A 26,348-nucleotide genomic window follows, 5' to 3' on the forward strand; every position below is an offset into this window, starting at 1 on the left:
TGGACTGCGGACATGGCAAATTTACCGCTATGTGCTTTTGCCTGTGGCCGGACGGCGGATGCTGTTGCCGTTGACGAACGAATTTCTGAACAATATCAAGAACACCTCGGTGGGGCTGACCATCGGTCTGATTGAACTGACCGCCACCGCCCGAGCAATGCAGGAGTTCTCGTTTCAGGTCTTTGAGGCTTTCACCGCTGCAACGCTGATCTACCTGGTGGTGAACTTGTCTGCTGTGGGGGTTATGCGACTGATCGAGACAGCTGTGATACCTGGGCGCTCGTTCAGAAGCCTGCTGCAACGTAACCGACGGGTGAATCGTCATGCTTGACTCATTCGACTTTAGCGTGATCGTCCAGGCCTTGCCGTTTCTATTTGGCGTAGGCATGGTCTTCACTGTCAAATTGACGCTCCTGGCTATGGTGGGTGGGTTGATATTGGGAACGCTGCTGGCGCTCATGAGGCTGTCGCACTCAGCTACCCTGCGCACCGTCGCCGGCGTTTATGTCAACGTTATTCGCTCTATCCCGCTGGTGTTGGTAATTTTCTGGTTCTTCTTTCTGGTGCCGTATATCGGAGGCTGGATAATGGGTTCGGACACGCCTATCGAAGTGGGCGCGTTCAGTTCGGCACTGGTCACATTCGTTATGTTCGAGGCTGCATATTACTGCGAAATCATACGGGCTGGCATCCTGGGTGTTTCACGCGGACAAGTACAGGCGGCACAGGCGTTGGGCATGAACCACCGCATGGCGATGACATACGTGATTCTTCCACAGGCAATAAAAAGCATGCTGCCCCTGCTGCTAACGCAATCGATTATTCTTTTGCAAGAGGTTTCGCTTGTGTACGTGGTTTCAATCACCGACTTTGTCGGCGCTGCCGCCGCGATTGCGCAGCGCGATGGGCGATTGCTGGAAATGTATCTGTTCGTGGCCGTGGTCTATTTCTGCATCTGCTTTACGCTTTCATCCCTTGTCAGACGCATGCGTCAATTTCAAAATGGCTAAAAAATGATCGAAATAAATAATATTTCCAAGTGGTACGGCAATTTCCAGGTACTAAACCAATGTAGCGCGTCCGTCAGCAAGGGCGAAGTGGTGATTGTATGCGGGCCTTCCGGCTCGGGCAAGTCGACCTTGATCAAGACGGTAAACGGTTTGGAACCTATTGATCGGGGCAGCATCGTGATCGATGGCGTTTCGGTTGCTGCGAAGGATACGAATCTTCCGCAACTGCGCGCTCGCATTGGCATGGTGTTCCAGGGCTTCGAGTTATTTCCCCACCTGAGTGTTCTTGACAATATGCTTCTGGGGCAGATGAAAGTGTTGCAACGTGACCGTGCGTCGGCGGCCGGGAAGGCGGTTGAGTATCTGGATCGCGTTGGCCTGGCAGGCCACGCGTCGAAGTTGCCTGCTCAGCTCTCGGGCGGACAGCAACAACGCGTCGCAATTGCGCGGGCGCTGGCAATGGACCCCATCGCGATGCTGTTCGATGAACCTACGTCTGCACTGGATCCGGAGATGATCAACGAAGTGCTGGACGTCATGGTCGGATTGGCGCGTGACGGCATGACTATGATGGTGGTGACGCACGAAATGGGTTTCGCCAAAAAAGTGGCCGACCGGGTTATTTTCATGGACGGCGGCGTTATTGTCGAGGACTGCGATAAGACCGCATTCTTTGAAGAGCCGCGATCCCAGCGAGCACAGGACTTTCTTGGCAAAATTATCCATTAGGCAGGATGGCCTGATCCACACTCACATCCCTCCACATCCAATGACACGACGCTGCCGCCTTCGGTCTGCAAGCGGGATAGATAACTCGCATGATCGATAACCTGGAAAGGAAAATACAATCCTGGCCGCGTTGGCGCTTTGCCGTCCAGCCCGGCCAGTCGCTCCAGAATCATGCTAACTCCCAACGCAGTCAACGGGGCGGCGCCGCCTGGATGGAACACGCCATGACGGGTGCGCAGCGGGTGGCCGTCACGGTCTTTGCCAGCCATTTCGATAATGATTTCCGTGGACTTGGGTTCGCTACGACGTCGTGATGAACTGACGCCGATGGCCAGATTAAATTGCACGTCCGACGCCCCGGTGGCGGCCGCCAGGCCGGCAACATCGATAGACGAAAAGCCAGTGCTTTCCATTTCGGTGCCATCGATCGCACGGAAGCGGGCTTTTGCATCGTCGTTACTGCGCCAGACATAGCTGCCGCCGCGGCGGGTGAAGGCAGCGGGCATCATCCGGCCCAGGCGTTCAAAATCTTCGGCAACCGCCGGACCGCCTTCATCCTGCTCATCAACAAGCGCATTCATCGTGATCTGATCCAACTGGGCAAATGGTTTGGCACAATTGAGCACGCTGATGGTTGTGGCGCCGACCAGCCATTCATAGCCCAGGACAATGGCCGCAGTACCGGGGGAATGCATATAGGTTGCCACTTCAGGAGCGATTTCGTAAATGCCCGAAGAAATGCTCAGGTGAGGCACGCCGCGAGCGTGCGCAAATCGCAGGCTCGCCAGGCGATGGTCGGCGTAAAAGACCGCAACCGCGCTGACCCGACGCTCGCCCAGGCCGAGATCGACTGCCTGCGGATTGATCACCACGCCTTCGGCGTTGCCGATCTCGTTGGCCACCTGTCGGCTTTTAACCAGATCGCGGCTGCCGATCAGTAAAGGAACATCGGGATAGGCGCTGCGCAGTGCACTTGCGGTCTGGCGTCCAATTGCGCCGGTGCCGCCCATCAACAAAATTGCGTCTGAAATCATTGTCATATTTCCTTGCAGAGGGTTAGAATCTACTAACAGTGGGGAAACCTACTTAAAGTAGCTTAACCTACTAATGGTAGGTTAAGCAAGGAGAAATTCGACTGTGATTAACGCTTCCGACCAGAATGCCCTGAATCCGCCCGCAAAGACAACTTCAAAGGGGTCTTCAACCACCGCTTCAAAGGCCACTTCAACAACGGCTTCAAAGGCGTCGACAACGGCTGCTTCAAAGATGCATCCAGGTATGGCTTCAAAAGCACGTGCAAAGAAGCCTTCAAAGCCGACTTCAAAGGCACCGACAAAGATTACTTCAAAGATATCTTCAAAGACGCTGCAAAAGACGGTTTCCAGGATGCCTTCAAAGCCGACTTCAAACGCGCCGGCACGCAGGATGCCGAAGGAAGAACGGCGCCAGCAACTGCTTGAAACAGCGTTGCTTATCATCCGTGATGAAGGCGCAGATCGTCTTACCCTGGGCAACCTGGCTGTCTGCGCCGGAGTTTCCAAGCCCGTGGTGTACGAACATTTCGGTACGCGCTCGGTGCTGCTTATCGAGCTATACCGGTGGATCGATACCGAGAGGGTAAGTGCATTTCAAGCGGCAATGGCTGCTGAAACGCGAGACCAGGGCGAGACCATTCGTTTGCTGGCAACAAGCTATATCCATTGCGCAACGGACATCACTGATGACTTTCACACCGTAGGCGCGGCCTTGGCCGGTAGCCAAGAGAAGGCAGCCGTTTTCCAGGAACTGCTCGACAACGTGATCATGATGTTCGTCGCGGTGCTAAAGCCTTTCGACACTTTGCCTGAGGGAGAGCTGGAAAAGCGGTGCATCGGCTTTGTGGGGGCAGGAGAAGCGTTGTCATCTGCTTTGGTGCGCGGGACGCTGGACGCGCGGGACGCCGAGGCTGTCTTTGCGTCGTTGATAAGTGGCGGGATGGTGGCGCGTTGAAGATGTCTATCGGCACAATCTCCTGAATTGGAGGTTGAGGATAGCTTTCGCTTTGCCATACTGCTCCAAGGACAGCGGTTAAATCAAACGTCAGTTTCTGTTTGAACCATAATGAAGGTGATTGCTGTTCTTGCCGATGGATATCACGGGGCTCATTTCAATGTTTGCCCGGGGAGAATAATATGTCTTTAGACTCGGTTGACCGTCGATTGCGTTTTTTTGTTTCTATTGCCGATTTGGGTTCTCTGTCAAAGGCGGCAACAGTCCTGGATCAAACGCAATCCGGACTTAGTAAACAATTGGCGCTGCTTGAGGCCCATGTAGACCAGCGCTTGTTCGTGCGGACCGGGCGGGGACTCAAGCTGACTGAGGCCGGAGAGATTCTCTATGAATCAGTCAAACCCGCCTTTCTGGAAATAGACCGGGCGATGGATCAGGTGCGCAAGCAAGGCATTACTCAGGGTACGGTGCGCCTGGCGGCCGTGCACACGCTTAGCTATTATTTCACGGCAGATTGCGTGGCCACTTTTGTCAGCAACCGGCCGCATGTCAATCTTTCACTCATGGGTAGAAGCTCGCCAGAAGTCGTGACGCTGGTCGAACACGGAAATGCAGAGCTGGGATTGGTCTACGATTCGGCAGTCAATTCTGATGTGCTTGTGTCTACTGCGCTGTTTGAAGAAGACATGGCGCTGATTGTCAGACAGGACAGCGCCTTGAGTGGGCCACAGGATCTGACCTGCACAACACTCCAGCTGGTCGGCTTCCCCCCACACTATGCCCTTCGCAAAATGATACACAGTGGCGGCCTGGAGCCACATTTCGTGACGGAAGCCGAAACGGTGGACGCCATGTTAAAGCTTGTTTCTTCAGGCGTCGGCGATTGCATTTTGCCGTCCAGGATTCCGACAAAAGTGCTGGCAGACTATGGCTTGAAGAAGGTGAAAATCGAACTGCCCTTATTGCGACGAAGAATGGTATTGATCAAGCATCATGACAAACCGCTGAGTGCTTTGGCCATTGCCCTGGAGCAATGCATATTGCAGTTGTCGAAAGCCATGAACGAACAGGTGGAATAGCTGCTATGAGTTTTGCTTTATAGCTATATTTGATTTGAATCAATAGAATCTGTCATAGAACCTTGAAAGTTTTTATATAAACAGATCATGTATGGAGGCCACAGCATGAATGCGCCATTAAGAGAAAAATCCTACTTCGATAAGCGTGCAACCCAGGAGATGTCCAAGCATCTGCAAATTGTAGAGCGGGACACAAAAGAGACTATGGCCTACGCCTGTCGAATCCTGGCCATGACCGAACAGGAAGCGGGCCTGGCAGGGCAGATCAGCGTAAGATCGGAGCGCCCGGGTGCCTATTGGACCTTGCGCTTTGGCCTGGGTTTTGACGAAGCGAAACCTGAAGATTTCATCGAAGTTGATCGCGATCTCAATACGTTGACGGGAGAGGGCATGGCCAACCCGGCGACTCGCTTTCACCTGTGGGTCTACGATGCCCGCCCCGATGTCAACAGCATTATTCATACTCACTCGCCCTGGGCGTCCGCCCTTGCCGCTGCGCGACAGCCATTGATTATCTCCCAAATGGATATGACTCCCTTGCATAACGATTGCGCATTTCTGGGTGAATGGCCCGGTGTGCCGATTGCCGATGAAGAAGGCGTCATTATTTCAAAGGCATTGGGACAAAAAAAGGCAATTATCCTGGCCCATCATGGGTATTTGACCGCGGGTACCTCCTGTGAAGAGGCGACCTACCTGTCGGTTTACCTTGAGCGCGCAGCTCGTATGCAGATCCGTGCGCAGGCATTTGGCAAGCTGACTCCCGTTGATGACAAGCTTGCCGCTGAAGCCCACGATTATCTGCTCAAAAATTCAATCGTCAAGGCGACCTTTAATTACTGGTGCAGGCAGACGCATGGTATTGCGCCGCTAGATCTGAAGTAGTTACTGGCACGTTAAACAGACGATAAAGTTCATTATTATTAAAAGGAACCGGGATGGCGAATAATACGACATCCGGGTCTGTCCGTTCGCGTTCGCAATATGTGACGGCAGGCCTGGCAAGCATGATGGGGACAACCATTGAGTGGTACGACTTTTTCTTATACGGAACAGCCGCAGCACTGGTTTTCAATACGATCTTTTTTCCTTCGTTCGATCCATTGACGGGGACGCTGGCTGCGTTTGCCACCTATTCCGTGGGATTCTTTGCCCGACCGCTGGGTGGTATTATTTTCGGCCATTTCGGTGACAAGGTCGGCCGAAAGTCTATGCTGCTCATTACATTGTTTATGATGGGGATTCCGACGATCCTGATCGGGCTCATTCCCTCGTATGAATCCATTGGCTACTGGGGCGCGGTGTTGCTGGTGCTCATGCGATTTATACAGGGTATCGCCGTGGGCGGCGAATGGGGCGGCGCTGTATTGATGGCCGTGGAGCATGCCCCCGAAGGCAAAAAAGGATTCTTTGGCAGCCTGCCTCAAGCGGGGGTTGCCCCGGGCCTGATTCTGTCTTCTTTGGCAATGGGCGCCGTGGCGTCATTGCCCAACGAAGACATGTTGGCCTGGGGGTGGAGAATTCCTTTCCTGGCCAGCGTTCTACTCTTGCTGGTTGGCTGGTTCATCCGCGTCAAGGTTGCCGAATCCCCAGACTTTGAGCGCATGAAAAAGAAAGGCGAAAAGGTTGGGATGCCGGCCATGATCGTCCTGAAGAAGTATCCGAAAGAAGTGCTTGTTGTTGTGGGCGGCAGGCTTGCCGAAGTAACCTGGTTCTACACAGTGGTCACCTTTGCACTGGCCTATACCACCAATACCCTTGGTGTTGATCGGATGGTGATGCTGGATGCCACTATCTGGGGCGCATTGGTATCGCTCTTTACCATGCCGCTGTTTGGCATTCTTGGCGATCGCCTGAGTTTTAAATGGGTATTCATGGCAGGTTCTATTGGCATATTGCTGTTTTCCTCCTTGTTTTTTTCTATGCTCGGCAGCTTGGACGTCGCGTCCATCAATATCGCAATGATCATTGCCATCGGTGTGGTCTACGCCTGCCTGTATGGTCCCGAGGGAAGTCTTTTTTCTGCCCAGTTCCCGCCTGAGGTCAGATATAGTGGTATATCGATCGCAGTGCAGGTCTCTGGCGCTATCGGCGGCGGCCTGGCACCACTGATTGCAACGTCGCTGCTTGCCTATGGTGACGGCGATCCACGCTATATCGTGTGGTACCTGAGCGGTTTGGGTGTGATTGCCATTATCAGCTCCATATTCATGCATGGCCCCGCCAAATTTGCGCCGCTGACGGAAATGCAAGAGGCCCGGTCATGAGTGGCAAAACCATAGACTATTATTTTTGGCTGAACTCCGACTGGGCCTATCTGGGGGCGGATCGCCTGGCGCGTATTGCGGAAAAATACGATGCAGCAATTAACTACAAGCCAGTAGACCTTCCTGATGTCTACGCCAGGACGGGCGGGATGCTTCTGCATCAGCGCTCGCCCGAACGCCAGGCCTATCGCATCGCCGAATTGAAACGGTGGTGCCGCAAACTGGACATCAGCATTAACCTGCAGCCTAAATACATGTGCCCGAATGCAGACCTGGCATCGTGCATGGTGATTGCAGCAAGCCAGAACGGCATCGATATCGCCCAATTGTCCAAATCCATTCTTCGTGCCGAGTGGTGCGAAGATGAGGATATTTCATCTGACATAACTCTGATTGATATTGCGAATAAACATGGCCTGGATGGCCTGACGCTGATGAACCAGGCACAAGCGCCGCAGATTATTGCTCTCTACCGGAAATTTACCGATGAAGCCGTGGCTTGCGGTGTATTCGGTTCTCCTTCGTATGTTTTTAAGAACGAACTGTTTTGGGGGCAGGACAGGCTGGATATGCTGGAAGAGGCGATCAGAAGGGCAGATTAATTCTTGTTCATATCCGCATGACGGCTGAGTTGTTCGGCCTGCCCTTTCATCTGCTCCACCACATATGACAGGCGTGATGTATCGAGACGATTTGACATTGCAGTGATGGTTAAGGCTGCCTGGGCTTGTCCCGCTGCATCGACAACCGGGACAGCGACTGCGCTGGTGCCGGACATTACGCCATTTTGGACATAGGCATAGCCCAGGTTTCTGGCCAAGTGCACCCTTTGTATGAGTTGGTCTGGCGTGAGGTCGCTCTGTGCCAGCCGCGTGGTATTAGCGGAAATGATTTGCCGCAGCTCATCTGGGGACAGGCAGGAAAGAATAGCCACGCCTGAGACACCTGCGCCTAGCGGGCGCCGCGCACCCACATCAATGGATAGCACTTGGATAGGATGATGGCCGGTCTGGCGGGCGATACAAATTGAATCCAGCCGATGGCGTATGCTCAGGAATGCAGTGTCGCCGATACTTTGTGCAAGGTAGTTCAGACACGTTGAGGCGGCAGATAAAAGGGGAAACCGTCTGCGGCGCGCCAGGCCCAGAAGCGTCAATTCGCTGCCAATCAGGTAGCGACGCGTCAGCGGATCCTGTTCAACAGCTTGTTCCTGCAGCAGCGTTTTCAATATACGGCGCGCAGTGGGCCGGTTCAGGCCTGAAATATTAACAAGATCCGTCAGGCGCACGCCATGCTCTTGACCGCAGGCAACCAGTCGCAGGATCTGCATGGCACGGGAAACGGTCTGGCTTCCCGGTTGCGCAGTTGCACTGTCTTCGCTCGCGTCTGAATTCATGATGTTTCCTCTTGATAGTGATCGTTAAAGCACCGATTTTGGAGTTTGCGACACCGCAGGCAAGGTAACGACGTCTCCCAGGGTAGCGTAGTTGGGGCCGGCAAGACGGCAGATCGGACGCAAGGACGTACTGTCGATTTTTCCGTTATTCAACAAATTATCCCTGATATGCAGCACCTGAATCTCTCCGACAAAGAATTCTGCACCGGTATCGCCGTAGGGGGTTACGCTATGCAGCCGGCATTCCATGTTGATCGGAGCGGCCGCAAGACGAGGCGCCGACATCGACGATCCGGGAAGGGTTGCAAGATGCAGCAATTGTGCTTCGCTGACCTGTGGCGGGTATTCACCGGCGCTCTGGTGCAAGGGTTCCAACAGCGTTTCATCTGCAATATTGACGACGAAATTCTTATTGCGAAGAATGTTCGTGGCGGTGTCCTTGCGTGCTCCCGCCTTGCGCCCAATATTTATACCGATCATGGGCGGCATGTTGGAAACAATGGTGTAGCAGCTAAAAGGCGCGACATTGATGAGGCCAGCATCCGACAAAGTGCTCACCCATGCGATAGGTCTTGGCACGACGATACCGGTCAATAATTTGTAGGTCTGCTCGGGGCTCATGCTATTTGCAAAAATTTTCATTGGTTGGCACCAGAAATATGTCCAAATAATAACCGTCATTGTCAATGGAAATGCATGACAAACGCAATAATGCCCCATTTTTGTACCATGTCGTGAGTATCGAATCTATATTAAGTCCGTTATTTGGACGTAAATCGATTTTTCATATTGTCCTGTGATATCAACCCTTGCTATCTTTTGCCGCATGGTTCCACCATCGATTATAGGAAGAGACAAATGCAAGCACAAAAAATGATCGCTGCCGTATCCATACTGCTAGCCTCGACGGCGTATGCAAACGACTGGCCTGATAAGCCAGTTACAATCGTCGTCCCATATCCACCCGGTGGCAACGTGGATGTTGCAGCAAGACTCATCGCGCCCGGGCTGGCGAAAGCGTTTGGCAAGCCATTTATCGTGGAGAACAAGGCGGGCGCCGGAGGCCTGATTGCCGGAGAGCATGTCGCCAAATCCAAGCCGGATGGGTACACGTTCTTCATGGCGGCCAACGGCCCACTTCTTTATAGTCCGATTATTTTCAATCGTGATGCCTACCATTGGGATCGGGATTTCGAGGCGGTCACGTCGGTTTCGATGACTCCGATGGTGCTGCAGGTGCGTCCCGGGCTACCGATCAAAACGGTCAACGAACTCATAGATTTCGCGAAAAAACATCCCGGCAAGCTTAATATGGCTTCGCCCGGCGCAGGCACTTCCAATCACTTGATGAGCGAAATGATGCTGGCCAAAACGGGGGCCAAATGGATGACAATTCACTACAAAGGAAATTCACCTGCGCTCACCGATTTGCTTGGCGGGCAGGTGGATTTCAGCTTTGACCAGCTGTCGGTGGCCTTGCCCTACATAAAGGATGGGAAGCTGCGTCCCCTTGCCGTGACGTCACAAAAACGCCTTGCGAGCCTGCCGGAAGTACCAACCTTGGCCGAATCCCATATTCCGGATGCTATCGCCTACACCTTTACCGGTTTGATGGCGCCCAAAGGCACGCCCACAGAGATTCTTGAAAAACTCAGCGCCGCCACGACAGCGGTCTTGAAAGATCCGGCAATCGTTCAGCGCTTTGAGACGCTTGGCGCTGAAGCCCAGAGTATGACGCCCGAAGACTTTAAGGCGTATCTAAAGAAAGAAGACGCGCGCTGGGTGCCGATTATCAAAAAGGCAGGCATCAGCGTGAACTAGGAACAGAACATGTCAGGAGAAATGAATATGACAAAAAGAAAGAGTATCTACGCGGAAGGGTTCAGTCACAAGAACCCGATTCCGGCGGCCAGCCAGATTGGCTCTATGGTGTTTTCGGGCAGCATTCAGGGAACGGATCCCTCAACCGGTGAATATGGTTCGACGATACAGGAGCAGAGCAGGCTCATGTTTGATCATGTGAAACGTATCTGCCGTGCCGCTAGGCTGGAACCCACGGACATTATCAAGATGCATGTCTGGATGAACGACCGGTCGCAACGTGCAGCCTTGAACGAAGAATGGCTGGCGCTATTTCCCGATCCTGATTCCAGGCCGGCCAGGCACACCATGCAAGCCAGCCTGGATGGTGGCAAATTACTGGAGTGCGACTTTATTGCCGTGAAGGGGGAAGCAAATGCCTGATTATCTTGCCCCTGACCCAAACCCACGTTCGCCCAATCCCAAACCGCCTGCCAACAGTTGTGATTGTCAGTTCCATGTATTCGGATCGGCAACCAAATACCCCGTCAGGGCCGGCGCGGCCTACGAAATGCCCTCGGCCACGATAGAGGTGGCATTGCAATTGCATCGAACGTTGGGAATAGAAAGAGGTGTCATTGTCCAGGCAACAACATACGGGGCCGACCATCAAGTGGTCCTGGACGCACTGGAGGCGTCCGGACCGGGCTACCGAGGTTGTGCCAATGCACTAGTGCTGCTTGAAGGCAGTGACAGTGATCTCGAAAAGCTCGATTCGGCAGGCATAAAAGGAGCCCGCTTCAATCGCCAGGGGCTGGGCGTGAGTATGTCGGAAAAAGAATTTGATCATGCGATCGCACGCATTCGGGAACTGGGCTGGTACGCGAAGTTTCAGCCTGAAGCGACCGGCATCATGGATCAACTTGCCATGTTTCAGTCGCTGGACATTCCGGTGATGCTGGATCACATGGGGCGTCCCGATCCTCGCTCAGAAAGCGCCGACCCTAGCCTGAACGCTGTTCTGGAGTTGCTGAAAAAAGGCAACTTCTGGGTCATGCTTTCTCTGACAGAAAAGGTATCACGCGCTGGTGCGCCCTGGAATGATGTCATTCCCATTGCACAGGCCTATATTGAGGCAGCGCCGGATCGTGTCGTATGGGGGAGCGACTGGCCGCACCCGGTGTCGGTCAAGCAGCCGCCAAACGAGGGTGATCTGGTCGAACAACTGTACCGCTATGCGCCTTCCGAGGCCTTGCTTAAAAAAATACTGGTTGATAATCCAACCGCCTTCTTTGGATTTGAGAAATGAAGATAGTTTCTTTTGTGATACAAAACAGAGCGCGATTCGGCGTGGTCATTGAACATCAGGTTGTTGATCTGACCGACGCTTTCGGTCCGGATATCAGTACCGTCAATGCACTGCTGGGCAGCGACAAGCTGGCAAGTGTCGTTCAATCGCTGCCTGATGGTGCGCCACGTTACGCCCTGGAAGAACTGCATTATCTGCCGCCTATACCCAACCCTGGGAAAATCATTTGTGTGGGGATCAATTATCACCATCGCAATGAAGAATATAAAGACGGCACCGCAGCACCTGCCTATCCCAGCGTCTTCCCACGGTTCGCGTCATCCATCACCGGCCACGGGCAGCCGTTGATTTGCCCGGTTGAAGAGTCGGAGCAGCTTGACTACGAGGGCGAAATTGCAATCGTGATCGGAAAGCGCGGCCGGCGCATTCCGCAGCAGCAGACGCTATCTCATATTGCAGGCCTGACTTGCCTGAATGAAGGCAGCGTACGCGACTGGTTAAAACACGGAAAATTTAATGTCACGCAGGGAAAGAACTTCGATCAGAGTGGCTCTGCCGGGCCCTGGCTGGTTACTGCCGACCAATTCCCTCGTTATGACAATCTTGAAGTGATCACACGGGTGAATGGCGAAGAACGTCAGCGCGATACCACCGCGAACTTGATGTTCTCTTTCGAGTATCTGATCCATTACATTTCCCGGTGGACGACGCTGGAGCCTGGGGACGTGATCTCTACCGGCACGCCGACGGGTGCCGGGATTCGATACGATCCGCCAAAGTTTCTTCGGGAAGGGGACGTGGTGGAAGTGGAGGTGCCGACAATCGGCATTCTGAAAAATACTGTCAGAAATGGATGAATGATGCTCAGCAAGCAAATACACAAGAAAGCAATGCGCCTGTTGCTGGATGCAGAAAAAAATGCAACACCCGTTGCGCAGCTGGACGAAACTTTTCCTGGGTTGCAGATCGCCGACGCCTATGAGATACAGAAACTGGTCATTGCTGACAAGATAGCGCATGGCGCCGTCCTGCGTGGACACAAGATTGGCCTGACATCCAGGGCAATGCAATCGACGCTTGGCATCAATGAGCCTGATTATGGCCATTTGCTGGATAACATGTTCTATTACGACGGTGATCGAATTGCCGCAGACCGCTTTATTGTGCCGCGCGTTGAAGTGGAGTTGGCGTTTGTCCTTGGAAAGGCGCTCAAGGGCCCGAACGTGTCGCTATTTGATGTTCTGGAAGCGACCGACTTTATACAGCCCGCTCTTGAACTGGTTGACGGACGTACCCGGTATCCTCGACGGATTGTTGACAATATCGCGGACAATGCTGCTTCTGCTGCGGTTGTGCTGGGTGGCCGGGTCGTACGGCCCATGGACATTGACCTTCGCTGGGCCAGTGCGCTTTTGTATAAAAATGGCACCATCGAAGAATCGGGCGTATCTGCTGCGGTTCTTGGGCACCCTGCAATGGGGGTCGTATGGCTGGCGAACAAAATCGCTGATTTTGGCGGTGTCCTGGAAAAAGGGCACATCATACTGGCCGGATCCTTCACCCGTACCGTTCCTGTCGCAAAAGGCGATGTGATTCACGCAGACTTCGGCACACTGGGCAGCATCTCTGTCAGTTTCAACTGATCAAGGGAGAGTCGCAATGATTGCAGGCAAGAACAAATTCAAGCAGGCATTGGCCCAGGGACAGCATCAACTTGGGTTGTGGGTGTCCTTGTGTAACGCGTACAGTGCCGAAATTGTGGCTGGCGCAGGGTTTGACTGGCTTTTGCTGGATACCGAACATTCACCGAACGAGGTCTCTGGTGTGCTTGCCCAGTTGCAGGCAGCGGCGCCTTACCCCGTATCGGCAGCCGTTAGGCCCTCATGGAACGACGCAGTCCAGCAAAAGCGTTTTCTTGATATCGGTACGCAGACCTTGTTGATCCCTTATGTTCAGAACGAAGAAGAGGCCGCCAGGGCGGTGGCCGGCATGCGCTATCCGCCACGGGGCCACAGGGGCGTGGGCGGAACCATGCGCGCCAGTGATTTCGGCAGGCAAAAGACATACATGCACGAGTGCGAAAATGAACTTTGTTTACTGGTGCAGGTAGAAACGCAGGAAGGGCTCGATAATCTGGAGGCCATTGCCCGGGTAGATGGCGTGGACGGCGTGTTTATTGGTCCGGCAGATCTATCGGCCAGCATGGGACATTTGGGCAACCCGGGTCATCCCGAAGTGCAAAGTGCGATAGAGGATGCGATCCGTCAGGTTCGGGCGCTTGGTAAAGCGCCCGGCATCCTTACATTGGACACGCAATTGGCCCGCCACTACATGGAATGCGGGTCGCTGTTTACGGCCGTGGGTATGGACGTTGCGTTACTGGCTAGAGCGGCCGATCAGTTGGCGGCAGCATTTTCTTTGGCTGAATAACGCCAGATGTACTTTTTTTTCGAGTTTTATAGCAGGTACTGCCGATAAGATTCCTTTGCTGCTCTTACCGGCAGATACCCACCCGACTTTGTTTAAGGATGACATGTTTATTATGAAAGAACACCCTAATCCCTAAATTATCTTTCTGCGCCTGCTTTTCGCTTCTGCAGATAAATGGCGGTTTTGACTGCTGCACCCCGCAGCGGCTCGGGAGGAAGCCAGTTCGGTTTATCCATGGCCAGGACATCGACAAGTTCCTGGGTGCGATGCCCCAATATCAGCTCCGCAAGTAATTTTCCGTAGCAGGTGCCTTTCAGTACGCCGGCGCCATTGCACCCGACGGACGCAAAAAGATTTGGCGACATTTCGCCAAAATAGGTCGCGCCGTTACGCGTTAGCGCCGTTGCTCCGCCCCACAGGTGTTCGAATCGATGGCTTTTCGCGGCGGGGTAGCGTCGGCGATAACAATCAGTCAACAGTTCCAGCACGGTACTTTCGGTCTGCGGTTTTTCATAAGAATAGGCGCTTCGTACCATAAAGCGTTTGTTTTGGATCTTCCGTAGCGTGGTGCCCATACGGTTCGCTGGAATCAGCCCCCATTCAGGCTCGCTTCCGTGCAACGCGAGCTGCTGTGCATCCAGCTCGGGTGTAATCGCCGCGTAGGTGAAGATCGTGAACATCCGGTCTTTCAGAAAACCCAGTTTGCGCGCAAAGCCGTTGTTGGCAACAATGATTTTTCCCCCGCGAATCAGGCCTTGTGCGGTGAGAACCCCTTGTTCCCGACCCTGCTCGACCGACAAAACGGGGCAGTTCTCCACCAATGTGACATTGGCGGGCAAGTTGTCGGCCAGGCCGCGAATGAGCGCAGCAGGCTGCATAAAAATATTGCTATTGGTTTGAATGGCGTAGCGGTAATATTGAGTGCCCAGACGTTCGGATAGTTGGGCCTGAGAGATTTCCTGGTATGGCACACCCCATTTGTCATACTGACGTGCAGTGTTTTGCAGGCTGATGGCCCCTTCCGCGGTGGCTGCGCCGTGATACTTTCCCTTGGGATTCCAGCCGCAATCAATCTGATACGAATCCACCAGTCGCTTGAGCCAGCGTAACCCGCCGTCATAAACTCGGATTTGCTTTTGTGCCACCTCTGCTGGGCTGATATGGCCCGACATATTGGTGTTATGAGGCAGGGCGATGACGAACCCTGAATTTCGGGCTGACGAGCCCTCTCCAACGACACCAGCCTCCAGGACCAGGATGCTGGCGGACGCATTCAATTCTGCCAGCCTGCGCGCTGCGGCCAATCCGGTGTATCCGGCCCCGATAACGATAAAATCGTACTTGCTTTGAATCGAAATATTTGTCTTCGCTGTTCGCGCAGGCAACAGAGAGTTCCACCCGGACCGACTTTCGTAGACGGGGTAAGTTGTTCTAGACGACATGTTTAACCTTGATGTTTTTATAGAAAACTATGCACGAGCTTCCAGGCTTTTTTGGACTTCGTGTTGGACCGTGTCCCAGATCTGCGCTTTGAGTTCGTTGAACCGTGGTGACAGTTGAACACTCGCATTACGGGGGTGAGGCAGGTCATTGGGGATGTCCTGTACCACCTTGCCAGGCTTGGAGCCCAGTACAATAACGCGGGTCGACAGTAGCAGGGCCTCATCAATCGAATGGGTAATGAACACAATTGTCTTGCCGCTCTGCTCATAAATTCTGATCAGTTGCTCTTGCAACACTTGTCGTGTCATGGCGTCCAGGGCGGCAAACGGTTCATCAAGCAGAATCACATCCGGGTTGGTGGCAAGCACACGTGCAATCGATACCCGCTGGCGCATGCCTCCGGACAAGGCTTTGGGAAAGGCGTCTTCGAATGATTGCAGTCCAACCATATCGATATACTTCTGCGCAACTTCGTGCCGCTCTTTCTTGGCAACGCCCCTGAGCTTTAACCCGAATGCCACGTTTTCCAATACAGTCATCCATGGGAACAGCGCATATTGCTGGAAGACCATGCCACACTGAGGATCAACGTCGTTGACCTCGTGACCGTTGACGACAATCCGTCCTGTGGACGGACGCACAAAACCTGCGATCAGGTTGATCAACGTGGACTTGCCACAACCGGATGCGCCCAGCAGGACCACGAATTCGCCTTTCTTGACCTCAATATTCACTTTATCCAGAACATTCAATGGCCCGTAACTCTTGCTCACATTCTCAATATTTATCATGTCAATCCCCCTTTAGCGCTGCCAGCGCAAAACCCGGTTTTCAATACGGCGCAGAATCACGTCAATAATCAATACTGTGATACTGATCATGACCATGCCCAAGACAACCGTGTCAGTCTGGAAAAACTCTTTGCCGTTCATTATCATGAACCCGAGTCCCTCTTTAGCTGAAACAAGTTCAGCGGAGATGACGCAGGTCCAGGACAACCCCAGAATGATCTTGAAGCCGCTTATGATCTGTGCAAGACTTGCGGGCAAAATGACTTCCCGCATGACCTGGAACCGGCTTGCTCCCAGGTTTCGGGCCGCGAGCACCAGCACCTGGTCAACATTGCGTGTGGCTTCGATCACGTAAAGCAGCGCTGGCGCGATTGTTCCCATAAAAACAATGCTGTACTTCTGTGTTTCTGTAATGCCGAACCAAAGCAGTGATAGCGGAATCCAGCTCATGGAAGGTAAGGGCCGAATCAGCGAAATGATGGGATCAAATACTGCGCAGAAACGGCGGGATGTGCCCAGCACCAGCCCCAAGGGAATGGAAATGGCCACGGCGAGCGCAAATCCAATCATCACCCTGCGCGTGGATGCCAGCACGTGTGACATCAGCACGCCATCGTTCAGAGTCCGGATTCCACGCAAGACCACTTCGGTCGGGGAAGGAAGAAAGATGGGATCGACCAGCCCGAAGCGACACACCATTTCCCAAACTGAAACGAAAACGACGACCGATATAAAACTGATCAGGACGAGTTCCCGTTTTTTGGAAACGTAAGACATACTTGGATACTCCTGGTATTTTGTGAAATCGAATCTCAAATGAAATTCGGATTGATCCAGTCGCTCACTTTGGGAGCGCTGTCCAGTTGCTTGTAGGTAACCAGCATTTCGGCCAGCTTTTGAAGGCCTGTGACGAACTTTCCGTCTTTAGCCATCAGGTCCTTTTGCTGGTCTAGCGTGTACCATTCGGCTCCTTTAATTGTTTGCAACTGCTCCGCGTCGCTCAGATTGGTCAGCTTTTTGAGAATCGGAACCGCCTTTTCGGGCTCGTTTTTCAGAACTTCGCAAGATTGGAAATAGGCCTTGATAAAGCTTTTGACCGCCTCCGGGTTAGATTCCGCATAGGATTTCTTCACAACCAACAGATCAGGGCCCGGCGTCGTTCCAAATTCCTTGTACAGGCTGAAACTTGTATCGTCAGCCAGCAGCTTGACGCCTGGCATTGAGGACAGAATGTTAAATTGCGGGGTCCATGCGGCGCAGGCATCGATCTGACCTGATTTCATCGCTGCAATGATCTCGGGTCCGGAGATATTGATTACGTTAATATCCTTGTCTGGCGTCATACCACTGGCTGCAATCAAGTCCAGCACCAAAAGATGCGTGCTGGATGCAAACGCCGTGCCAATCGTTTTGCCTTTTAGGTCCGCGATGCTGTTGATCCCTTCCTTGACGAACAGGCCCTCAACCTTTCCGAAGTTTTCCGGCACACCCACTACATAGAATTGCTTCACACCGCGCGCCATCAGCGCCATCGTTGAAATGGAGCCAAATCCCGCCAAATCCACGTCCCCCGCCATCATTGCACTTAGCCGTGCAGAGCCGGTTACAAACGATTCCCAGCGCAAATCAATGCCTTCTGCCTTGAGCAGACCATTTTCGATTGCCAGATACGTGGGATAGTGCGAAAGCCATGGAGAGCCCCCGTATGCCATTTTTTGCAGCTCTTTTGCCGAGGCAAAAAGCCCTGTTCCTGCCAGGCCGATAGCACCCGCACCTGCGAGAGTGTTTTTAAGAAAAACGCGACGATTAGTTGATATCACTTTGACCTCCTTTAGTCAATATAGATTTTGAGTACTCTTTAACCATGGAATTTTTGTCTGCAACTTGGGCAGAACATGCTGTTCCAGTGCCTGACGACTGCTTCGATAGATTTTCTCTGCGGCATCTTCATTTTCTCCTCGTCGGGAGATCAAATAAACCGTTCGTTGCAATGCTGGTCCCGGCAACGGCAGAACTGCTACTTTGTCCCAGAATGACAGCCCCTGGGCGACGCATAACGGCGAGGTGATTGTCCATCCAAGCCCCGAGGCCACCATCGCCATGACCACATCTGCCGAATCAATTTCCAGATAATGGGGAATGCTGACATTGCACCGTCGCAAATAGCGCTCGATCTGTCCGCCGTAATGAGAGCGTGATGCAAATCGAATAAAAGGCATGGCCTGTGCGCACGCATTCAGATCCCGTTTTGCGATCAGGGCTTCCTTTTCTTTCGATACAACAATCAGGAACGGCTCCTGATAAAGCTTAGTTCTGACCAGATCGTCCATGTCCTCGACGGGGTCAGAGGACACAATCAGGTCCAGTTGGCGGTTCAACAGACCATTTGAATGGGTATGGGAAAGCCCCGACCAAGCCAAGATACGGCTGGTATTGGTCACCATCGATTTCAGAACGTACGGCCCTACCGTTGCAGAGAAGGAATCGATCATGCCCAACCGGATCTCAACTTGGTTGAACAAAGCCGCTTCGCGTGTCTGTGCAATCAGCCGGTCCATTTCTTCCACAATCTGCTTGGCCTTGCGACTGAGGGAAATGCCAGCGGGCGTCAACTTGAACGGGCGCCGCTTGCGATCGATCACTTGTGTCTTGAGAATCTCCTCAATATTTGAGACCACTTGCGACACCGCTGATTGGCTGATACCAAGATCTTTGGCGGCATGAGAAAAGTTTCCATGCGTTGCGAGTACCTCAAAAATCCTTAATGCCTTTATATCCAAGGAAGTGGCCTTGGTCATGTTTGCCTCCATTTTTTTATTAGCAATATACGGTACAGAGCAAATTTATCCTAGGATATGGCTCATACCATAAGTAAAAATTATAGTAAGTCACATTTGTGCTAATGATAGGGTGTTCAAGCAGGTATGTCGGCATGACATCGAGCCAAGCACGGCGCGCTCAACGTGGGGGTGACGGTTTAACTTGAAAAGGCAGGGTAAAGTGTTTGTGTTGACATTGCTGTCCACGCATTTGCGCTGACGTGGACACACAACTGCCTCGAGGAAGCGTGTTATGTGGCGTGGACGCTACCGCCGCAGGTAGTGCAGCAATATTGATGAATGAGGGAACGTATTGGGTGTGATCCAGAAAGCCCAGCATTCTCCAGGCTTATTCATCGGAGATTGAACAGAAGCCTGGTGATTCGAATTAGCACAAAAACAACTACAGGTAACGAGAGCGGTAATGCCAAATTATACAGCCACCACCCCAGCAGATGCCGGCAGGCTCTCGACGCGAAAGGTAGCAAGCAGCGGGTCGATCGCAGCAACCGGCGCGACGGCGAGGGATGACAATCCAAGCCATGACGCTAAAAGCCTAAGCTCTTCGATCAGCCGTTCGATCGTGTGGGGCGGTGCATCGGGCTCGACATGCGCTCGCTGGACGATCAGCGCGCCAGACTGGCGATCCCCCTTGAGATCTACACGCGCTACGATCGCGCCATCCAGCAGGAAGGGCAGCACGTAATAACCGTGCTCGCGCTTGTGTGCCGGCGTGTAGATTTCCAGCCGATAGCGAAAGTTGAACAGCCTCTCTGTGCGGGCGCGATGCCATATAAGCGGATCAAAGGGCGAGAGCAGCGTGGCGCCTTCGATCTTGCGACCGGCGCGCGCGTCCTTGTGCAGATAGGCTTGCTGCCGCCAGCCGCGCACGCGCACGGGGATGATGGTTCCTTCCTCGACCAGTTGCTGAAGCGGCTGCCGCACGTCCGCAGCGGGAATACGGTAATAATCGCGCAGGTCCTCTTCGGTGGCGACGCCAAGGGCCTTGGCCGATCGGGCGAGCAGGGCTCGCTGTGCATCCACAGCACTTGGTGTGGGGTGTTCAAGTACGGCACGAGGCAAAACACGTTCAGGCAGGTCATAGACGCGCTCGAAACTGCCCCGGCGATGTGTCGAGGCGATCTGCCCCGACCAGAAAAGCCATTCGATGGCGTGCTTTACTTCGCTCCAGACCCACATCTCCTTGGTGGCTCCTTTGGTAGCCGGTGCGGCGGCGGGCGACAGATCGGAAGCCGCCTGGGGGCCTTCTGCGCCGATGCGACGCAGGATGGTATCCGCTTCGGCTCGCCTTGCTTTGGCGAAGGGTTGTAGCTGCGTCCAGATTCCGTCGCCACGAAGCGCGCGATCCATGCGCCAGCGCAATAAAGGCTGGCAGTCCATCGGCAGCAGCGAGGCCGCATGCCCCCAATATTCGAAGAAGCGTTTTGACTTGGCGACAGTATCGGTGTCTAAAAGCGTGCGGTCGTAGGAACCCAGACGGGAAAAAAGTGGCAGGTAATGGGCACGCACAAGGACGTTCACACTGTCGATCTGGAGTACGCCAAGTTGTCCGATCGACCGGCGCAGGTGCGCGGTGCTAATGTTGCCATCACGGGTGATGCCATTGAAACCCTGCGCTGTCAGCGCGATACGACGAGCCTGGGCAGGGGAGATTTCCGACTTCGTTAATTTTGACATTCGCACAACGCCTTATCGTTTTCCGGGAGGCCGCAGGACGTGCGTAGACGCGCGGCGATTTTTTCCATTATAAGTATGGAATAAAAGAGCGCCTTACTGATGCGCAGGATTAGCTGAAAATAGTCGGTGAGGTTGTGCCGAGACTGCGTTGGTTTCTATATTCTTATTTACTCAATGAGCCATAAGCCGGAACCAACACCGCCATTCGGTACCTGTTTATTTGTATGTGATGATCATCGTACCCGTTCAATTTATTGGAATTTGTCCTTGCATTATTGCATCCTGTAGGATACAAATCTGGTCAAACATCTAAGGTAAATTTTATGAATAAGGTCAGTGGAGTAGCCATAAGTGAAATTGACGCCTCTGAGTACTTAACCACATCGGAGGATATCGTCGCATATTTGAATGCTGTCATTGAAGAGGATGATGGCGATCTGTTTTTGGCAGCGCTGGGGGATGTGGCGAAGGCGCTAGGAATGGCTCAGATCTCTGAAGTGACTGGCTTGGGTCGTGAGAGTCTTTATAAAACATTCTCTGGAAAGACCAAACCACGTTCCGAGACCGTTAACGCTGTCCTTAAAGCCGTTGGCGCGTCTATTCAGCTTACGGCAAAAGTGGGACGTTAATTTATTGGAAAGTGAGGCAGTAAATGTGTTAATAGCGCCTGAGTCTTTGCGTCTGGTATAACGATGTCTGGACTTTATTCATGGAAAGCCCTCGGCGTCTTCGGATCTTATAAATTGCATTCCAAAAAATCGATACCAGTCCAGCCTTTGGCGACGGTATAGCGCAACCGCTTATCTCTTGGTCGGCATCCTACTTCCCCAACGTGTTCTGCTTGCTCAACCGCTCATAATTATCCCGCAGCAACAAGCTCGCGAAGTAGATATGCTCGAGCATGAGCTGTTCGGCACGCGCGGCGTCCTTCTCGATAACCACTGTGACGATACGGTGGTGATCCTGATTCTAGCGGTTGATGACGCCATGGAATTTATCTAGCATTACGCCGTAGCGCTATCATTCTGCGCAGATGTGAACAATCCGGCGATCAATGCGCTGATGTACCAGATTAGCGGTCCATAACAGCTGCCTGTCGGTCCCGGGCTTTCCGATAAGTTGTACGCCCAGTGGCAGGCCCCCGCGTGATTGGGTGGTCGGCAAATGTATGGCAGGCCAGCCAAGCAGCGTCCAGATTCGATTGAAGGTGGATTCCCCAGTGCTTCCCAACCCGCGAGGCGCAGCCCCCTTTGCACTGGGTGTCAATATTACGTCTGTGTTCTGTAGCGCATGCAGCAAGCGCACTTCACAAGACTTTACGGTATTGAGTGCATGGTGATATTCGGCCTTCGAGATACCAGAACCCTGTTCGCAAGTTGCACGCAGCGTTGCACTAAAGTGCCGCCAGTTTGCTGCATGCGTCGTCTGTATTGTGTATGCCATCTCATAGAACATGATCGTTTTGTGCGCAATGGTCAGCGTCTTCCATTCGTCTTCCATGTTCAGGCACGAGACGTTAGCACCGTTCTCTGTCAAGCGAGCACCTGCCATGTCCATTTCGCTTATTGTCTCGGCAGCTGGGCCAGCGTGTAATGCATCCACGCGAGCCACCCGCAACGCGTCCATCCTGGCGGCGGTCGGCGCTGGTTGAGTTGGCAGCAACACCTGGGCAATCCGATCGGCCAGCTTCACATTTGTCGTAAACCAGCCCAGCGTGTCCAGGCGAGGGCTCACGCCCGTGACGCCTTTCATGGACACAAGGCCATAGGTCGGCTTGAATCCGACTGTGCCGCAATAAGCGGCGGGGCGGATGATCGAGCCTCCAGTCTGGGTGCCAAGTGCTGCCGCCACCATTCCGCATGCCACAGCTGCAGCCGATCCGCTGGACGATCCGCCAGGTGTATGTGCTGGATTCCAGGGGTTACTCGTAGGCCCGGCGTGGGCGTATGCCATTTCGGCGGTAACCGTTTTGCCAATTGCTACCGCACCAGCCTGCCGTAAAAGCGCTACGCAATCCGCATCGGCACCTGCGCACGGTAATGGCGCCTTTTGCATCACGCCGTTGCCGGTAGGCATGCCGGCAACATCGATAATGTCCTTGATTCCCACCGCCAGTCCTGAAAGCGCTCCTTCCTGAGCTCGCGCTTTCAGCTCCTTCAGTGTACGGGCCAGAACGTCCGGGTCAAACCAGGCCCAGGCTTGCACGGCAGGTTCTTGCCGGCCGATACGTTCCAGCAATTGGCTATGTATGTCGGGATCGCGAAGATCTTCGTAGGAATTGGTCGCATTCATCCCACACAGTATGCGGCAAGGCGGCAGGGCGTGGCGTGACTTTTTGGAAGTGGCGCCGTTCCGAATGATTGTTTGTCACGGCAGCGCAAGTTGGGCGAGAATACTTCGCATAGGAGGCATACTCTATGCATACATTTTCTGATCAGCTTGGTTTGCCCTGCGTTGTCATGCGCGGTGGCACATCCAAGGGCCCGTTCTTTCTGGAGTCCGATCTGCCCCCGCCCGGCGAGCAGCGCGATCGCATCTTGCTGCGCGTTTTGGGAGCCCTTGAGCCCAGACGCATCGACGGCATTGGCGGGCCGGACCCGCTGGTGAACAAGATTGCGATTATTTCCCCGTCCAAACGCGCCGATGCGGATGTCGATTATCTGTTCGCGCAAGTGTGCATTCACAAGAATACGATTGATTACAACGTTAACTGTGGCAATATGCTGGCGGCCGTGGGTCCCTATGCCATTGACCAGGGGTTGGTGAAGGCTGACGGCCTGGCAACCACGGTCAGAATATTCAATGTCAACACCGCCAAGCGCATCGTCGCTACGGTACAGACCAATAATGGACGCGTCCTGTACCAGGGCGATGCGCGCATCGATGGCGTGCCGGACCAGGCTGCGCCTGTCTGGTTGCGTTTTGAAGACATGGCCGGCGCCAAAACAGGCAAATTGCTGCCAACCGGAAACGTTGTCGATATCATGAATGGCATCGAAGTGAGCTGTGTAGATGCTGCCGTGCCCATGGCCATTGTCGCTGCCGACGCGTTCGGGCTGACGGGGCATGAGTCGGCCGAGGTGATCAATGCCAATGCCGATTTGCTGGCGAAGGTGGAAGACTTGCGCTGTACTGCCGGACGCGCCATGGGCCTGGGCGACGTATCGCGCTCCGAAATGCCCAAATTGACGCTTGTGGCAGCGCCTGCTAGCAACGACGCGACGCTGGCTGCCCGCTATTTCATGCCCTACACATGCCATTCCGGCTTTGCCGTGACCGGTGCGGTTTGCCTGGGGGTGGCCGCGTTTCTAGGCGGTTCTGTCGCCCAACGCGTTGCCCGGCAGACCACCGGGCCCGTCCGTATTGAACACCCGCAGGGAAGTATTGAGGTGGATGTACAGCGCTATAGTGCTGGCGCAGGTGGTGATCCGGACGTACGTGCGGTCAGTCTGCTGCGTACTGCCAGGCGACTGTTCGCAGGGACTGTTTATGTCCCGGATACCCTCGTAGCCGAAGCACCGGAATCTATTCTTCAGGAGATAGTCACATCATGAATCGCCGCCAATTCCTTCTTAGTGGATCAATCGCCGCAGGTACATTCGCTTTTCCGACTGTTTTTGCCTCAAACTATCCCACGCGCCCGGTGAGCCTTATTGTGCCATTCCCGGCTGGTGGCGGGACGGATACCCTGGCTCGTCGCCTGGCCCGGTTTGTCGCGGACAAGTGGGGTGTGCCCGTCGTTGTGGAAAACAGGCCTGGCGCCGGTGGTGGCATTGGCGCAGCCCAGGTGGCGTCGGCGAAACCGGATGGCCATACGTTGCTGATGACCACGGCCGGGGTCAGTTCCATTAATCCCGAGCTCTACAGCAAGCTATCCTATGATCCGGCAACGCAATTTAGCCCGATCAGCCGCGTTGCCTCGACCGTGTTTGTTGTCGTGGTAAATCCGTCATTACAAGTGAAATCGATAAAAGAACTTATCGCCCTGGCCAAAAGCGAGCCAGGTGCCTTGACCTTCGGCACAGCAGGTAACGGTGCCGCCGGCCACTTGCCGGCAGAATTGTTCAAGAATATGGCAGATATCGGCATCCAGCATATTCCCTATCGTGGTACTTCCCCTGCGCTTGTCGACCTGCAGGGTGGCCAGATCTCTATGATGTTTGCCATTCTTGGCGCGGCATTGCCAGTTATCAAATCAGGCGCCTTGCGCGCCCTGGCCACAACCGGCGAACAGCGCTCGCTCGTATTGCCGGATCTGCCCACGGTTGCCGAAGACGCACTGCCCGGTTACTCCGCCGATGAATGGTGGGGCGTGGCAGCGCCGGCAGGCACACCACAGGCGGCCATTGACCGCTGGAATTTGGCCATGGGCGAGTTTTTCAAAGACGCCGAATCAAATGCCTGGCTTGTGGGCAGCGGTTTTGAACCGGCTCATGATTCACCCAGCGCGTTTTCAGACCTGATTGCCAATGACCGCAAGAAGTGGAGCAAGGTTATTCACGATGCGGGCGTTGTTGTGGGCTGATCATTCCGCCTTTGGTGTTTCCGGCGTGCTGCCCAGCATGGTCAGCAGTCGCGAGGCTGCAGGTGACAAGATGACACCCGGATCGCAGACCAGGCACAAATCGAACTTTGCCCAGGAGTCTTTCAACGAAACCAGCGAGATATCCGGCGCGGTAATCAACTGCGCCGGACTCAGGGGGACCACTGCGACACCCGCACCGGCGCGGACCAGCGAGAAAACGGCAGAAAAACTCGTTACCAGCGAATCGACGGACGCCTTTTCGGATCGAGCAGAGGGCGGCGCACCTGCCAGCCGTCCGAGGGCGCTATCGGCGGCACGGCCAATATGTGGGTAAGCGAGTGTATCCGTATAGTGAACGGCACCTTGCCTCGCCAAAGGGTGATTCTTTGGTACTGCCAATACCAAAGGCGTGGTCCGATATGGACGTGCGCTTAATGCACCCAGCTCAGTATCGGCACTGGCAATACCAATATCTGCCCAGCCTTCGGCGACCGCCTGAACAACCGCAATACTGGTGGCTTCGCGAACCGATATCTTGATATCCGGATATTGACGATTGAAATACACCAGCTGATCGGCAAGCCCGCAAGCCAGGCCGGAGGTATTCGAAGCCAAGCGTACGCTTCCGGCCGTGCCATTCGTAAAGTCGGCCATATCGTCCTGAAGATTGTGAAACTCCTTCAGTATTGACTGGGCCCGGCGGGCAAGCGCAACGCCCGCCGGATTCAGGCGTGCCCCCTGGGAATGACGCTCCAGTATCGCCGTACCAAGTTGATCTTCCAGCTCCAATATTCGCTTGCTAACGGCAGAGGCAGTCAGGTGCATGCTTTCAGCGGCACGCGCAACGCTGCCCGTGGCCTTAACCGCCAGTACCAGCTGCAAGGTGAACAAATCAAAGCGCGGCATGGATGCCTGTACTTTTGTTTTCATGTGATCGATCAAAAGCGCTCAATGATGATGGTTTTGACTTCGGATGTGAAAGTGTCAGTATGGGGAACAGGGTGAAGTTGGGCGTGCGTTTGTTCAGGTAAAGGTGATTGTTGGTCAGTAAGTTAGCGTAATT

General features: G+C 53.9%; 29 protein-coding genes. 17 read left to right on the forward strand and 12 right to left on the reverse strand.

Going from position 1 to position 26,348, the window contains the following annotated elements; genetic code table 11:
• From ACTIKR_RS05840 to ACTIKR_RS05850, 3 genes are all read left to right on the forward strand, one after another.
• On the forward strand, positions 1 to 331 hold a 331-nt coding region (locus ACTIKR_RS05840; protein WP_442327336.1), incomplete at its 5' end, for an ABC transporter permease subunit.
• Complete coding sequence (locus tag ACTIKR_RS05845; RefSeq protein WP_100699241.1) at positions 324 to 1,010, forward strand: amino acid ABC transporter permease; 687 nt, start codon at positions 324 to 326, stop codon at positions 1,008 to 1,010. The genes ACTIKR_RS05840 and ACTIKR_RS05845, both read left to right, overlap by 8 nt.
• 3 nt (positions 1,011 to 1,013) lie before the next feature.
• Positions 1,014 to 1,739 carry an amino acid ABC transporter ATP-binding protein gene (locus tag ACTIKR_RS05850; RefSeq protein ID WP_193090408.1) on the forward strand — a complete coding sequence of 242 codons (726 nt, stop codon included), beginning with the start codon at positions 1,014 to 1,016 and terminating at the stop codon, positions 1,737 to 1,739.
• Here the strand turns inward: ACTIKR_RS05850 and ACTIKR_RS05855 are convergent.
• Positions 1,736 to 2,773, reverse strand: coding sequence for a saccharopine dehydrogenase (locus ACTIKR_RS05855; RefSeq protein WP_100699239.1), 1,038 nt, complete (start codon positions 2,771 to 2,773; stop codon positions 1,736 to 1,738). The genes ACTIKR_RS05850 and ACTIKR_RS05855 overlap by 4 nt on opposite strands.
• Before the next feature lie 81 nt (positions 2,774 to 2,854).
• Positions 2,855 to 3,217, reverse strand: coding sequence for a hypothetical protein (locus ACTIKR_RS05860; RefSeq protein ID WP_153045725.1), 363 nt, complete (start codon positions 3,215 to 3,217; stop codon positions 2,855 to 2,857).
• Between ACTIKR_RS05860 and ACTIKR_RS05865 the strand changes: the two genes are divergently transcribed.
• From ACTIKR_RS05865 to ACTIKR_RS05885, 5 genes are all read left to right on the forward strand, one after another.
• Positions 3,207 to 3,728 carry a TetR/AcrR family transcriptional regulator gene (locus ACTIKR_RS05865; RefSeq protein ID WP_242444555.1) on the forward strand — a complete coding sequence of 174 codons (522 nt, stop codon included), beginning with the start codon at positions 3,207 to 3,209 and terminating at the stop codon, positions 3,726 to 3,728. The genes ACTIKR_RS05860 and ACTIKR_RS05865 overlap by 11 nt on opposite strands.
• Positions 3,729 to 3,910: 182 nt before the next feature.
• Positions 3,911 to 4,807, forward strand: a complete 897-nt coding sequence (locus tag ACTIKR_RS05870; RefSeq protein ID WP_100699238.1) for a LysR family transcriptional regulator — start codon at positions 3,911 to 3,913, stop codon at positions 4,805 to 4,807.
• A gap of 105 nt (positions 4,808 to 4,912) precedes the next feature.
• Entirely contained in the window at positions 4,913 to 5,692 is a 780-nt protein-coding gene (locus ACTIKR_RS05875; RefSeq protein ID WP_100699237.1) for an aldolase, read from the forward strand.
• Between the two features lie 53 nt (positions 5,693 to 5,745).
• Complete coding sequence (locus tag ACTIKR_RS05880; RefSeq protein WP_100699236.1) at positions 5,746 to 7,074, forward strand: MFS transporter; 1,329 nt, start codon at positions 5,746 to 5,748, stop codon at positions 7,072 to 7,074.
• Entirely contained in the window at positions 7,071 to 7,676 is a 606-nt protein-coding gene (locus ACTIKR_RS05885; protein ID WP_193090656.1) for a 2-hydroxychromene-2-carboxylate isomerase, read from the forward strand. The genes ACTIKR_RS05880 and ACTIKR_RS05885 overlap by 4 nt, the downstream gene beginning before the upstream one ends.
• Here the strand turns inward: ACTIKR_RS05885 and ACTIKR_RS05890 are convergent.
• Both ACTIKR_RS05890 and ACTIKR_RS05895 read right to left on the reverse strand, forming a co-directional pair.
• A complete protein-coding gene (locus tag ACTIKR_RS05890) occupies positions 7,673 to 8,470 on the reverse strand; it encodes an IclR family transcriptional regulator (protein ID WP_442327337.1) in 798 nt (265 codons plus the stop codon). The two genes, ACTIKR_RS05885 and ACTIKR_RS05890, sit on opposite strands and share 4 nt — an antisense overlap.
• A 24-nt stretch (positions 8,471 to 8,494) precedes the next feature.
• Entirely contained in the window at positions 8,495 to 9,112 is a 618-nt protein-coding gene (locus ACTIKR_RS05895; protein WP_193090654.1) for a flavin reductase family protein, read from the reverse strand.
• Between the two features lie 216 nt (positions 9,113 to 9,328).
• Between ACTIKR_RS05895 and ACTIKR_RS05900 the strand changes: the two genes are divergently transcribed.
• The 6 genes from ACTIKR_RS05900 to hpaI are packed head-to-tail and all read left to right on the forward strand — an operon-like array spanning position 9,329 to position 14,009.
• Positions 9,329 to 10,291: a Bug family tripartite tricarboxylate transporter substrate binding protein gene (locus tag ACTIKR_RS05900; protein WP_193090653.1), complete on the forward strand. Its 963-nt coding sequence runs from the start codon at positions 9,329 to 9,331 to the stop codon at positions 10,289 to 10,291.
• 27 nt (positions 10,292 to 10,318) lie between these two features.
• Entirely contained in the window at positions 10,319 to 10,714 is a 396-nt protein-coding gene (locus tag ACTIKR_RS05905; RefSeq protein WP_193090652.1) for a RidA family protein, read from the forward strand.
• Entirely contained in the window at positions 10,707 to 11,579 is an 873-nt protein-coding gene (locus ACTIKR_RS05910; RefSeq protein ID WP_193090651.1) for an amidohydrolase family protein, read from the forward strand. Before ACTIKR_RS05905 ends, ACTIKR_RS05910 begins: the two co-directional genes overlap by 8 nt.
• Positions 11,576 to 12,436 (forward strand): fumarylacetoacetate hydrolase family protein, encoded by an 861-nt coding sequence (locus ACTIKR_RS05915; protein ID WP_193090650.1) that lies wholly within the window; start codon positions 11,576 to 11,578, stop codon positions 12,434 to 12,436. The genes ACTIKR_RS05910 and ACTIKR_RS05915 overlap by 4 nt, the downstream gene beginning before the upstream one ends.
• 3 nt (positions 12,437 to 12,439) lie before the next feature.
• Positions 12,440 to 13,222, forward strand: coding sequence for a 2-oxo-hept-4-ene-1,7-dioate hydratase (gene hpaH, locus ACTIKR_RS05920; protein WP_193090658.1), 783 nt, complete (start codon positions 12,440 to 12,442; stop codon positions 13,220 to 13,222).
• A 16-nt stretch (positions 13,223 to 13,238) separates the two neighbouring features.
• Positions 13,239 to 14,009, forward strand: a complete 771-nt coding sequence (gene hpaI, locus ACTIKR_RS05925) for a 4-hydroxy-2-oxoheptanedioate aldolase (protein ID WP_193090649.1) — start codon at positions 13,239 to 13,241, stop codon at positions 14,007 to 14,009.
• 137 nt (positions 14,010 to 14,146) lie between these two features.
• On the opposite strand, the gene ACTIKR_RS05930 is transcribed toward hpaI, so the two are convergent.
• The 6 genes from ACTIKR_RS05930 to ACTIKR_RS05955 form a co-directional block, all read right to left on the reverse strand.
• Complete coding sequence (locus ACTIKR_RS05930) at positions 14,147 to 15,451, reverse strand: NAD(P)/FAD-dependent oxidoreductase (RefSeq protein ID WP_193090648.1); 1,305 nt, start codon at positions 15,449 to 15,451, stop codon at positions 14,147 to 14,149.
• 27 nt (positions 15,452 to 15,478) lie between these two features.
• Positions 15,479 to 16,243 carry an ABC transporter ATP-binding protein gene (locus ACTIKR_RS05935; RefSeq protein ID WP_193090647.1) on the reverse strand — a complete coding sequence of 255 codons (765 nt, stop codon included), beginning with the start codon at positions 16,241 to 16,243 and terminating at the stop codon, positions 15,479 to 15,481.
• Positions 16,244 to 16,255: 12 nt separating this feature from the next.
• Positions 16,256 to 17,020 (reverse strand): ABC transporter permease, encoded by a 765-nt coding sequence (locus ACTIKR_RS05940; RefSeq protein WP_193090646.1) that lies wholly within the window; start codon positions 17,018 to 17,020, stop codon positions 16,256 to 16,258.
• Positions 17,021 to 17,055: 35 nt separating this feature from the next.
• Complete coding sequence (locus ACTIKR_RS05945; RefSeq protein WP_193090645.1) at positions 17,056 to 18,063, reverse strand: ABC transporter substrate-binding protein; 1,008 nt, start codon at positions 18,061 to 18,063, stop codon at positions 17,056 to 17,058.
• A gap of 15 nt (positions 18,064 to 18,078) precedes the next feature.
• On the reverse strand, positions 18,079 to 19,041 hold the full coding sequence (locus ACTIKR_RS05950; protein WP_193090644.1) for a LysR family transcriptional regulator: 963 nt from the start codon (positions 19,039 to 19,041) through the stop codon (positions 18,079 to 18,081).
• Positions 19,042 to 19,494: 453 nt separating this feature from the next.
• Positions 19,495 to 20,760, reverse strand: coding sequence for a winged helix-turn-helix domain-containing protein (locus tag ACTIKR_RS05955; RefSeq protein ID WP_193090643.1), 1,266 nt, complete (start codon positions 20,758 to 20,760; stop codon positions 19,495 to 19,497).
• 323 nt (positions 20,761 to 21,083) lie between these two features.
• On the opposite strand from ACTIKR_RS05955, the gene ACTIKR_RS05960 reads away from it, so the two are divergent.
• Positions 21,084 to 21,389: an addiction module antidote protein gene (locus tag ACTIKR_RS05960; RefSeq protein WP_193090642.1), complete on the forward strand. Its 306-nt coding sequence runs from the start codon at positions 21,084 to 21,086 to the stop codon at positions 21,387 to 21,389.
• A gap of 391 nt (positions 21,390 to 21,780) precedes the next feature.
• On the opposite strand, the gene ACTIKR_RS05965 is transcribed toward ACTIKR_RS05960, so the two are convergent.
• Positions 21,781 to 23,052: an amidase gene (locus ACTIKR_RS05965; RefSeq protein WP_193090641.1), complete on the reverse strand. Its 1,272-nt coding sequence runs from the start codon at positions 23,050 to 23,052 to the stop codon at positions 21,781 to 21,783.
• Between the two features lie 125 nt (positions 23,053 to 23,177).
• On the opposite strand from ACTIKR_RS05965, the gene ACTIKR_RS05970 reads away from it, so the two are divergent.
• Positions 23,178 to 24,314: a 4-oxalomesaconate tautomerase gene (locus tag ACTIKR_RS05970; RefSeq protein ID WP_193090640.1), complete on the forward strand. Its 1,137-nt coding sequence runs from the start codon at positions 23,178 to 23,180 to the stop codon at positions 24,312 to 24,314.
• Positions 24,311 to 25,285 (forward strand): Bug family tripartite tricarboxylate transporter substrate binding protein, encoded by a 975-nt coding sequence (locus ACTIKR_RS05975; protein WP_193090639.1) that lies wholly within the window; start codon positions 24,311 to 24,313, stop codon positions 25,283 to 25,285. Before ACTIKR_RS05970 ends, ACTIKR_RS05975 begins: the two co-directional genes overlap by 4 nt.
• On the opposite strand, the gene ACTIKR_RS05980 is transcribed toward ACTIKR_RS05975, so the two are convergent.
• The gene (locus ACTIKR_RS05980) at positions 25,286 to 26,215 is read right to left on the reverse strand and encodes a LysR family transcriptional regulator (protein ID WP_193090638.1); all 930 of its coding nucleotides are present in this window, start codon (positions 26,213 to 26,215) and stop codon (positions 25,286 to 25,288) included.
• Positions 26,216 to 26,348 lie beyond the last annotated feature (133 nt).

Origin of the sequence: Advenella sp., assembly GCF_052108595.1 — a bacterium.
Classification (GTDB): domain Bacteria; phylum Pseudomonadota; class Gammaproteobacteria; order Burkholderiales; family Burkholderiaceae_B; genus Advenella.